We start from the raw sequence: 11458 nt of genomic DNA on the forward strand, positions 1-11458 counted from the left end.
TTTCTATAGGCCGTCGACTAGAAGTCCAGCGCGCTATCACACAGAACCAGAAACACCCTCAACAGCCGTGGGCGAGCAAACTCGCCCACTCACCGCTACGGTCACGCAAGACGCGCAAACGCGTCAATGCGCCATATTCGATATTGAGCGCCAACAGGCGCTCATCCGGCATTTGCAGCACATACGCCATAATCACCCGGATCACCCCAGCATGAGTCACGGCCAGCACCCTTTCACCCCGATAGGCATTCGCCAGTTCCGCCCAAACATCCAACACCCTGGCACGGAATTCGCCGAAATTTTCGCCGCCCGTCGGGGCTGATTGGGCTGGGTTCAACCACCATTGCGCCAATTGTTCCGGATGGACAGCCATCACCTGCTGAGGGGAACACCCTTCCCAAGCCCCAAAATGGATTTCGCGCAAACGTTCGTCACGCACTAGGGGCAGGTCATATTTCTGGGCGAACCACTCGGCAAAGGCGGCGCACTGTGTCCTAGGGGAGGTAATGACAGCATCCCATTCAGCAGCGCCACGCCCAAATGCCTGCTTGAGTTGCTTCCAACCCGCTTTGCTCAAGGGCGTGTCCAGTTCACCGCAGAACACATTCCCAGCATCAACCTGGCCATGCTGTAAAAGGCCGATGTGGGTCGTGTTATTGGCCACTATTGGTAGCTGACTTCGATGATTTCATATTCACGGACACCGCTTGGTGCCTGCACCACAGCGACATCGCCCTCTTCCTTGCCAATCATGGCGCGGGCAATGGGGGAAGAAATCGCCACCCGGTTCTGCTTGATGTCAGCTTCAATGTCGCCCACGATTTGATAGGTGATGCTTTCGCCGGACTCAACCTCTTCCAGTTCGACGGTGGCGCCGAATACAACTTTGCCGGGATTGGTCTTGCCTACCGCGATAACATCAATGACCTGAGCCAGCGACAAAATGCTTTCCAGCTCCTTGATGCGCCCTTCGCAGAAACTCTGCTGTTCGCGGGCGGCGTGGTATTCCGCATTTTCTTTCAGGTCGCCATGCTCACGCGCTTCGGCGATCGCCTGAATAATGCGCGGACGGTCTTCAGTTTTCAGGCGTTGCAGTTCAACTTTCAAACGCTCTGCGCCCTGGGCGGTAATGGGTGGTCTCGTACTCATGTCAATTCCTTATTGTGCTATTGCCCGATGTAAATCCTGCAAGCAGTAAACCTGTTCGCTGTCTGTATAAGCCATGGCTTTGCACAAAGCGCGGGCACCCTCGATGGTGGTGGTGTAAGTGATCTTGTGCTGCAACGCTTCCCGCCGGATCTCAAAAGAGTCATGGGTGGATTGCTCGCCTTCAGTCGTGTTCACAATCAGGTCGATTTCCTCATTCTTGATCATGTCGACGATATTGGGGCGGCCTTCACGCATTTTGTTGACAACTTCACAAGCAATACCAGCATTTTGCAGTTCACGCGCCGTGCCACGGGTCGCAACAATATTGAAGCCTTGCGCCCGTAACAAACCGCCCACTTCCTTCAAGTGCCTGCGGTCAGCCTCACGCACACTGATGAAGGCAACCCCGGAAGTCGGGTAATTTTCCCCGGCAGCGTGCTGTGCCTTGCCAAATGCTTCGGCAAAACTCTTGCCAACACCCATGACCTCGCCGGTGGACTTCATTTCCGGGCTGAGAATCGGGTCAACGCCTGGGAACTTGATGAACGGGAACACCGCTTCCTTGACAGAGTAGTAAGACGGAATGATTTCATCCAATGCTTTTTGATCCGCCAGTGTCTGGCCCGCCATACAACGGGCGGCGACTTTCGCCAACGGACGGCCAATCGCCTTGGAAACGAACGGCACGGTGCGGGAGGCGCGCGGATTGACCTCCAGCACATAGACTTCGTCGTTCTTGATCGCGAACTGGGTATTCATCAGGCCGATAACGTTCAACGCCTTGGCCATACGCACCACTTGCTCACGCAGTTCATCCTGCACGGACGCCTTCAGCGAGTAAGGCGGCAGTGAGCAAGCCGAATCGCCGGAGTGGATGCCAGCCTGTTCAATATGCTGCATGATGCCGCCGATCAGGACATTTTCGCCGTCGCAAATCGCATCCACATCGATTTCCACTGCATCGTCCAGATAGCGGTCAAGCAGCACCGGCGAGTCATTGGAAACCGACACCGCCGTGTTCATGTAACGGCGCAGCTCGTTTTCGTGGTAGACGATCTCCATTGCGCGGCCACCCAGCACGTAGGACGGGCGCACCACCAGCGGGTAACCGATTTCATCCGCCAGACGCACCGCCTCATCCAGACTTTTCGCCGTGCGGTTGGGCGGCTGCTTGAGGCCGAGCTTGTTGATCAATTGTTGGAAACGTTCACGGTCTTCCGCCAAATCGATGGAATCCGGGCTGGTGCCAATGATCGGCGCACCCAAAGCTTCCAGGTCACGCGCCAACTTCAGCGGCGTTTGGCCACCGTATTGCACAATGACACCCAACGGCTTTTCCAGCTCGACAATTTCCATCACGTCTTCGAGCGTCAGTGGCTCGAAATACAAACGGTCAGATGTGTCGTAGTCGGTGGAAACCGTTTCCGGATTGCAGTTGACCATGATGGTTTCGTAGCCATCCTCACGCATCGCAAGGGCAGCGTGCACACAGCAGTAGTCGAACTCGATGCCTTGCCCAATCCGGTTCGGGCCACCGCCCAACACCATGATTTTCTTGCGGTCAGTTGGGGCGGATTCGCATTCTTCCTCATAGGTCGAATACATGTAGGCCGTATTGGTGGCGAATTCCGCCGCACAGGTGTCAACACGCTTGTAGACCGGGCGCACCTCCAAACGCTGACGCGCCGCGCGCACCGACTTCTCGGTTTCGTGGGTCAGCGTCGCCAGACGGCGGTCGGAAAAACCCTTGCGCTTGAGCATCCGCATTTCATCAGCGGACATGTCGTTGAGGATGCGTTCTTTCAGGCTGTTTTCCAGGTCGACCAATTCCTTGATCTGCACCAGGAACCACATATCGATGCTGGTCAGTTCAAACACATCCTCCACGGACATGCCGTTGCGGAAGGCGTCACCCACATACAGGATGCGTTCGGCGCTGGCTTCGGTCAATTGACGGCGCAGAATGTCCGTCACATCCGGATCCTGCGGGTCGACGCGCTCGTCCAGACCGTCGATGCCGATTTCCAGGCCACGCAGGGCTTTCTGGAAAGATTCCTGGAAGGTGCGGCCAATCGCCATCACTTCGCCCACGGATTTCATCTGCGTGGTCAGGCGCGCATCCGCCTGCGGGAATTTTTCGAACGTAAAACGCGGAATCTTGGTGACCACATAGTCGATGGACGGCTCAAACGAAGCTGGCGTAATGCCGCCGGTAATATCGTTGCGCAATTCGTCCAGCGTATAGCCTACCGCCAATTTCGCCGCCACCTTCGCAATCGGGAAGCCGGTCGCCTTGGATGCCAGGGCGGAGGAACGCGATACGCGTGGGTTCATTTCAATGACGATAATGCGCCCGTCGTCTGGATTGACCGAGAATTGCACGTTGGAACCGCCAGTATCGACACCGATCTTGCGCAGCACCGCCAACGAGGCGTTACGCAGCAACTGGTATTCCTTGTCGGTCAGGGTTTGCGCTGGCGCCACGGTAATGGAGTCGCCGGTGTGGATGCCCATCGGGTCCAGGTTTTCGATCGAGCAGACAATGATGCAGTTGTCGCTGCGGTCGCGCACAACCTCCATCTCATACTCTTTCCAACCGAGCAGGGATTCTTCCAGCAGCACTTCGGTGGTCGGGGACATGTCCAGGCCGCGCGCCACAATGGTTTCAAATTCCTGTTTGTTGTAGGCGATGCCGCCGCCGGTCCCACCTAACGTGAAAGATGGGCGGATGATAATCGGAAAACCGATTTCCGCCTGCACCACCCGCGCGTCCTCCATGGAATGGGCGACACCGGAACGGGCGGATTCCAAGCCGATGTCATCCATCGCTTCACGGAATTTTTGCCGATCCTCGGCCATTTCAATGGCTTGTTCATTGGCGCCAATCATTTCCACGCCAAATGTTTCCAGCACGCCATGACGGGAAAGGTCAAGCGCGCAGTTCAGCGCAGTCTGGCCGCCCATGGTCGGCAACAAGGCATCCGGGCGCTCTTTCTCGATAATTTTCGCCACCGTTTCCCAACGGATCGGCTCAATGTAAATGGCGTCGGCGGTTTCCGGGTCTGTCATGATGGTCGCAGGGTTGGAATTGACCAGAATGACGCGGTAGCCTTCCTCACGCAGGGCTTTACATGCCTGCGCGCCGGAATAGTCGAATTCGCACGCCTGACCGATGATGATCGGGCCTGCACCAATAATCAGGATACTTTTAATGTCTGTCCGTTTAGGCATGATCTCTCACCAGTCAGTTCTTAGCGGCGCGCATCATCTCAATGAAGCGGTCGAATACAGGCGCTACGTCGTGTGGGCCGGGGCTGGCCTCAGGGTGACCCTGGAAGCTGATGGCCGGGCAATCGGTGCGCGCAACGCCCTGCAAAGTCCCGTCGAACAACGAGCGGTGGGTCGCGCGCAGGTTGGCGGGCAAGCTGGCTTCATCAACAGCGAAACCGTGATTCTGGCTGCTGATCATGACGTGCCCGCTATCCAGATCCTGCACCGGATGGTTGGCGCCGTGATGACCGAATTTCATCTTGATGGTGCGGGCACCGCTGGCCAGCCCCAATAACTGGTGACCGAGGCAAATGCCGAAGGTTGGCACTTTCTTTTCCAGTATCTGGCGGATAGCGGCAACCGCGTAATCACACGGCTCAGGGTCGCCGGGGCCGTTGGAGAGGAATACGCCATCCGGATGCATGGCCAACACTTCCGCCGCCGACGTCTGCGCAGGCACGACCGTCACGCGGCAACCGCGATCCACCAACATGCACAGGATATTTTTTTTCACGCCATAATCATAAGCGACCACATGGAATCCAGCTTGTTCGGCAGTGGAGGCGCGTGGCACCTTGGGGTCAAGCCGCCAAGACCCTTCAGTCCAAACATAACGTTCGCTGACGGTGACTTCTTTCGCCAAATCCATGCCTTGCAGGCCAGGGAAGGCGCGGGCGGCCTCCAACGCGAGGCTTTCATCCAGATTTTCACCGGCCAGGATGCAACCGCGTTGCGCGCCCTTTTCACGCAAAATACGGGTCAGGCGGCGGGTGTCAATATCGGCAATCGCCACAATCTTGCTGCGGACAAGATAAGCAGGCAGGGACTCTTCCGCCCGCCAATTGCTGTAAACTGCTGGCACATCACGCACAATCAGGCCAGCCGCATGGATCTGGGCAGACTCGGTATCTTCCTGATTCACGCCAACATTACCGATATGGGGGTATGTCAGGGTAACGATTTGGCGTGAGTAGGACGGGTCTGTGAGGATTTCCTGATAACCTGTCAACGCTGTATTGAAAACCACTTCACCCGTGGTCTGGCCATCGCAGCCAATAGAACGCCCGCGGAAGACACTCCCGTCCTCCAGCACCAGTAGCGCTTGCTTGTTCAAACGAACCTCCGAAGTCTACATACGAAACGGGATGAGGCGCGCTCATCCCGTGAAATTAGTGAAATTAGTAGGAGAGCATTTTACTCCCTGCCTGTCGGAGTGTCCATGCGCGGATTCCGCGAAACTTAATACCTCCGGAACAATCTATTGATTGGAGGGCATGATTTATGTTTATGCAAGTTACACAACAATCATACAAATTATATTTATTTATGTATAATTAGGAAAACCTGGGCTAAATAGGGAAAAGAGGTAATTACCATGCAAAAGATGTTGCCTGACCGGCAAATTCATCTATCGCAGGAATGGGGGTTCGTCCATGTGCCATCGTTTGACACAGACACATCCTTTATCGAAGAACTCCACAAGTTTCGGGTTATTTTTAGGCGGCGGGAAAAAACCATTCTCAGCGTTTATCTGCTCGTGTTTCTACTCAGCCTATTTTTTACAGAGGCCATCAACCCCAATCTGACCAGAAACTTCACCTTGAGCTTCATACTGGGGATTTGCCTTGGCCTTATTGCTGGCTTCATCCGGGAAGGGACTGACGCCGCCATCAAAAACCGCGACATGCTGGCGCGGGTATTGCCGTTGCCGCTCTTGGGCATTGCCCCCGCCATCAACAGAAAAGCTGGCCATTATGCCTTCCAAACTGCTGACCATGCTGATTCCATGGTGGCGCATGCTTTCCGTTCACTGCGCAATAACCTGATGGTGGTCACCCAACAAAAGCCCCTCAAGGTTCTCAATGTGACCAGCACCGACGCCAGCGAGGGCAAAAGCAGCACCACCATCAACTTGGCGACGGCCTTTACCCAAGCGGGCAAAAAGGTTTTGCTGATTGACGCCGACCTGCGCCGCCCTACCCTGCACAAACATTTTGGGCTGGACAACACCAAAGGGCTGGGAAACTATCTCGCGGGCATGGACAAGCTGGAGCCTTTGATCCGCCCAACCCGCATTCCCGGCCTGCATGTCATCACATCCGGCCCGATTACGCCGCACGCAGTTGAACTGTTGTCCAGTGACCATTTGAAACAGCTGGTTGACCGTGCTGAACAGGGAGGCGTCGATTTCGACCTGGTCATGATTGATTCGCCGCCGGTTCTGGGCTTGGCGGACGCCCTGCTGATCGGCAACCGGACACACGCCACCCTGTTTGTGGTCGCCTGCAATGAAACGCGCCGCAGCCCGTTGCGGGCCGCGTATGAACGCTTGCTACAGGCGAGAAGCAATATCGTTGGCGTCGTCATGACCAAAGTGCGTTAAAACAGCAAGGCGACGTTTTCCTTACCCAGCATCTGCCGCAATTGACGCAGGCCAGCATCATCCAGGGACAGGGACCAGCTTCCAGGCAGCCGCACTTCCGCCTGCGCCTTCTGGTTACGGAACTCGATGGCGATCGGAAAAGTGGCCGCTGACGCCGGGCGGAGCACTTTGCGCAACTTACCCAACATATTGTCCTGTGCTTGCGCTGCGTCCACCTTCAGCACCAATTTGCGCAGGAAATTCTCCCGTACCGCCTGCATGCCGTGGATTTTTTCCACCCGCAGACGGGTCTTGCCAGTACGCTGGTCGGTGTCGAGCATGCCTTCCAGCACAATGCAGGCGTCCTTTTCCAACAAATGGCCGTACTGGCCGAAAACATCAGTAAAAACCAGCACTTCGTAATAGGCGGTGTTATCGTCCAATTGCACGAATGCGCGCTTGCCATTGTCAGTATGCTGGGTGCGCACGCTGGAAACCAACCCCGCCAGCATCACAGGCTCACGGCGGTATTGGGTGCCACCGTCTTCGGCAATGTCGGCCAGCTTTTTGCGGTTGCCCAGACCGGCAATTTCTTCCGTGTATTCGTCCAATGGGTGCCCGGTGAGGAACAAGCCCAAGGCCTCCTTTTCCAGCTTCAGCCGTTCCTTTTCCGCAAATTCCGGCAACGCGGGCATGATGGATTCGGCGGCACCTTCCTTGACCCCTCCGAACATGCCGCCAAACAAGTCGGTTTGCCCCGCGCCCTGATCGCGATGGTGCTGTTCCGCCATGCGCAAGGCTTCGGGCAAGAATTCGAGCATGGCACGGCGGGTTCCGCCCAAGGAATCAAACACGCCGGATTTGACCAAGGTTTCCAGCACCCGCCGGTTGACCTTCTGCGAACTGCAACGCTTGCACAAATCGGCCAGGGATTTGAACGGGCCATGCTGGTTGCGTTCCTCGACCATAACGCTCAACGCCGCCTCCCCTGCCCCTTTGACGGCACCAAGGCCGTAGACAATGCGGTCTTGGTCATCGACTGTGAACATAAAATCGGAACGGTTAATGTCCGGCGGCAACACCACCAGTTTGAACTGGCGGCAATCATCCAGCAGGGTCACCACTTTGTCAGTGTTGTCCATATCCGCCGACAGCACCGCCGCCATGAACGCCGCCGGGTGATGCGCCTTGAGCCAGGCGGTCTGGAACGCCACCAACGCGTAGGCGGCGGAATGCGATTTGTTGAAACCGTATTCCGCAAATTTTTCCATCAGGTCAAAAATGAAACCGGCCTGATTTTCGTCGATGCTGTTGGCGCGCGCGCCCTCCATAAATATGCCGCGCTGCTTGGCCATTTCCTCCGGTTTTTTCTTGCCCATCGCGCGGCGCAGCATGTCAGCGCCGCCCAGCGTGTAGTTCGCCAGAATCTGCGCGATCTGCATGACCTGTTCCTGATAGACGATGACCCCGTAGGTCGGCTTGAGCGCCTGCTCCAGACTGGGATGCGGGTATTCGACCTTGGCGATGCCTTTTTTACGGTTGATGAAATCGTCCACCATCCCTGACTGCAACGGGCCGGGGCGGAACAGCGCCACCAAGGCGATGACATCCTCGAACACATCCGGTTGCAAGCGGCGGATCAGGTCTTTCATCCCGCGCGATTCAAGCTGGAACACCGCCGTGGTTTTCTGCGCCTTGAGCAGGTCGAAGGACGCCTTGTCATCCAGCGGGATGCGGTTGATGTCGACCGGAGGCAACCCTTTGGCTTCCTGCTTGCGGTTGATGGTCTGCAAGGCCCAATCGATGATGGTGAGGTTGCGCAACCCCAGGAAGTCGAACTTGACCAGCCCCACGCCTTCCACATCGTCCTTGTCGAACTGGGACACAACCCCGCCGCCATCTTCGTCACACGCAATCGGGGTGAAATCGGTCAGGTCGGAGGGTGAAATCAGCACCCCGCCCGCGTGCTTGCCGGTGTTGCGGGTCAACCCTTCCAGGGAAATCGCCATGTCCAGCAGGGCTTTGACTTCCTCATCCTTGTCGTAAAGCTCAATCAGGTCGGGGGAAACACGTTCCGGGTCTTTCTTGGCCTTTTCGGTGCGGCCCAGCGCATCCTCCAGCGAAATGCCCAGCACGAACGGGATCAGCTTCGCCACCCGGTCGACGAAGCCATACGGATGCCCCAGCACCCTGCCCACATCGCGCACCACCGCCTTCGCCGCCATCGAACCAAAAGTGACGATCTGTGACACCTGGTTACGCCCGTAAGTGCGCGCGACATAATCAATCACCTTGTCGCGGTTATCCATGCAGAAATCGATGTCAAAGTCAGGCATGGAAACACGTTCCGGATTGAGGAAACGTTCGAACAGCAGGTCGTAAGCCAGAGGGTCAAGGTCAGTGATCTTGAGCGCATACGCCACCAGCGAGCCTGCGCCGGAACCACGCCCCGGCCCGACCGGAATGCCATTATCCTTGGCCCACTGGATGAAGTCCGCAACGATCAGGAAGTAGCCGGGAAAGCCCATCTTGTTGATGACATCCAGTTCCACCCGCAAGCGTTCGTCATAAGGTTTGCGCTTTTCGGCAAATGCAGGCGTACCGCGCGGAAATTCGTGGCCAAACAGGAAATCAAGCCGTTGTTCCAGCCCTGCCTCGCTCACCTTGCAGAAATATTCCGCTTCGGTCATGCCTTCCGGAATCGGGAACAGCGGCAGGTAGTTCTTGCCCAACGTCAGCGCAACATTGCAGCGCTTGGCGATCTCCACCGTGTTCTCAATGGCGGAAGGAATATCGGCGAACAATTCCGCCATTTCCTCCGGACTGCGCAGATATTGCTGGGGGCTGTAGGATTTGGGGCGCTTGGGGTCGGCCAGCACATGGCCGCTGTTGATGCACACGCGGGCCTCGTGCGAACCAAAGTCGCTGGCCGCGATGAAGCGCACATCATTCGTGGCCACCACCGGCAAATCATGCGCCAGCGCCAGCTCCACCGCCGCTTGGATGTAGCTTTCCTCGCCATCGCGCCCAGTGCGTTGCAACTCAAGGTAATAGCGGTCTGGAAAAACAGCTTTCCATTCATGCAGACGTTTTGCCGCCAGATCGGCATTGCCCGCCAGCAACGCCTGCCCCACATCGCCATCACGCCCGCCGGACAGCAGGATCACACCCTCGCTGAACTCCACAATCCAGCTACGTTGCACACGCGGCACACCCAACACCTGACCCTGTTGCCAGGCGCGGGAAATCAGCCGGGTCAGGTTGCGGTAGCCGGTATTGTTCTGGCACAGCAGGATCAGGTGGAACAGCGCATCGCCGCCCGCCTCATCAGCCAGCAACACGTCCAGCCCAAACAACGGTTTGACGCCTGCCCCCATCGCAACCTTGTAGAATTTCACCAAACCGAAGAAATTGTTTTGGTCGGTGATGGCGATGGCGGGCATCCCGGCCTTTTCGACCGCCTTCATCAGCGGCTTGATGCGGACGGTGCTGTCGATCAGGGAATATTCCGTGTGCAGGCGGAGGTGGACGAATGTGGTCATGCAACATCTCCCAGGAAAGGAGCAAAGTAGTGACGTAGAAAAGAAATGAACTCACGCTCAGCCGATAGCTCTTGACGCAAGATTGTCTCAGCTTGATCAATAGGGAGGTTGCTTAATCCTTCGAGCAGAACATCTCTAGCATTCATGCGTGCATCCCGCACATACGGAGCATTCAAGTTCAAAATGCGGATGGTGTAATTAGCAGCTTCATCACTTGCCTGACTTGCCGCAATGATTGCACCTGTTTCATTATCAAAGTGGAAACAAGTGCTTATATCAGGGAGTTGGACAGGATTTAAAAATAGCTGCTCATCGTATTCATTATCTTTACGATGACCACAGGATTCTTTATTGAGCATTTTCCCTTGACAAAGAAATCCACCATCACAAGAAACGATTAGGTTTTCATACACAAACTTCAAATGTTTGTACCGTTCACGTGGTGCGATATGTTCCAGGTGAGAACTGGTTGAAGATAAATCACGCTCACAATACCCACATAGCCCATGTTGTTCTTGCGCCAAGAAATCTTTAAACATTTTTTTACAAGGATTTTTAAAATCACCCCACGGAGAATCTTCTGTTAAGGGAAAACCGCACTTCTCCTGTTCAAAAAAATCAGGTGATTGTGTTTTTTGGATAAAACGCACCTTACTTATTCCCCCGCAAACGCATTAAAAAGCGCATTTCTTGCATGAACTTTGAGTCATTGCTCTCACGTTGAAGTAGCTTTTGTTTCACTTCATCTGCTTCTGGAGAATTTTCCTGCTTATTCTCAACCAACTTACGATACTGGCGGTGGAGCTCTTCGACATCTTGAGGCAATACCTGCTCAACCCCCATAACTTCAGCAAGAATAGAGTTTGCATCAACACCCGCAGGTGGATGGTTTGGGTAAAGCGCTACGATTTTATTGTCTTGTTTATGCAAAATAATCAGATTTTTATAAGGGGTATTAGCAATAATCTGTGGTGAATGTGTTGCCACAATAAACTGGTTATTTTTCCCAATCCGGCTATAAATTTGCATAATTTTCTGTTGCCAAGCAGGGTGTAAACCCACTTCTGGTTCATCGATTAGTAGACATTATTCCAAAATCTCGCCCTTGTCCCTAGTCAACAAATCATGTAAAAAA

The 11458-nt window shown here is 55.2% G+C and carries 8 protein-coding genes; 1 reads left to right on the top strand and 7 read right to left on the bottom strand.

Annotated elements, in window-relative coordinates; genetic code table 11:
* Nucleotides 1-58: 58 nt before the first annotated feature.
* The 4 genes from cobC to carA are packed head-to-tail and all read right to left on the bottom strand — an operon-like array spanning nucleotide 59 to nucleotide 5533.
* Entirely contained in the window at nucleotides 59-664 is a 606-nt protein-coding gene (gene cobC, locus VSS37_RS17620) for an alpha-ribazole phosphatase family protein (protein ID WP_324697309.1), read from the bottom strand.
* Nucleotides 664-1149: a transcription elongation factor GreA gene (gene greA / locus VSS37_RS17625; RefSeq protein WP_324697311.1), complete on the bottom strand. Its 486-nt coding sequence runs from the start codon at nucleotides 1147-1149 to the stop codon at nucleotides 664-666. Before greA ends, cobC begins: the two co-directional genes overlap by 1 nt.
* A gap of 9 nt (nucleotides 1150-1158) precedes the next feature.
* Nucleotides 1159-4380 carry a carbamoyl-phosphate synthase large subunit gene (gene carB / locus VSS37_RS17630; RefSeq protein ID WP_324697312.1) on the bottom strand — a complete coding sequence of 1074 codons (3222 nt, stop codon included), beginning with the start codon at nucleotides 4378-4380 and terminating at the stop codon, nucleotides 1159-1161.
* A gap of 13 nt (nucleotides 4381-4393) precedes the next feature.
* A complete protein-coding gene (gene carA, locus VSS37_RS17635; protein WP_324697313.1) occupies nucleotides 4394-5533 on the bottom strand; it encodes a glutamine-hydrolyzing carbamoyl-phosphate synthase small subunit in 1140 nt (379 codons plus the stop codon).
* Between the two features lie 261 nt (nucleotides 5534-5794).
* Here carA and VSS37_RS17640 point away from each other — a divergent pair, with 261 nt between their 5' ends.
* Nucleotides 5795-6802 (top strand): polysaccharide biosynthesis tyrosine autokinase, encoded by a 1008-nt coding sequence (locus VSS37_RS17640; protein WP_324697315.1) that lies wholly within the window; start codon nucleotides 5795-5797, stop codon nucleotides 6800-6802.
* On the opposite strand, the gene dnaE is transcribed toward VSS37_RS17640, so the two are convergent.
* Genes dnaE through VSS37_RS17655 form a run of 3 tightly spaced genes read right to left on the bottom strand, consistent with a single transcriptional unit; the run spans nucleotide 6799 to nucleotide 11400 of the window.
* On the bottom strand, nucleotides 6799-10323 hold the full coding sequence (dnaE, locus tag VSS37_RS17645; RefSeq protein WP_324697316.1) for a DNA polymerase III subunit alpha: 3525 nt from the start codon (nucleotides 10321-10323) through the stop codon (nucleotides 6799-6801). The two genes, VSS37_RS17640 and dnaE, sit on opposite strands and share 4 nt — an antisense overlap.
* A complete protein-coding gene (locus VSS37_RS17650; RefSeq protein WP_324697317.1) occupies nucleotides 10320-10973 on the bottom strand; it encodes a retron system putative HNH endonuclease in 654 nt (217 codons plus the stop codon). The genes dnaE and VSS37_RS17650 overlap by 4 nt, the downstream gene beginning before the upstream one ends.
* Nucleotide 10974: 1 nt before the next feature.
* A complete protein-coding gene (locus VSS37_RS17655; protein WP_324697319.1) occupies nucleotides 10975-11400 on the bottom strand; it encodes an AAA family ATPase in 426 nt (141 codons plus the stop codon).
* Nucleotides 11401-11458 lie beyond the last annotated feature (58 nt).

The organism is Candidatus Thiothrix phosphatis (assembly GCF_035668035.1).
Taxonomy (GTDB): Bacteria; Pseudomonadota; Gammaproteobacteria; order Thiotrichales; family Thiotrichaceae; genus Thiothrix; species Thiothrix phosphatis.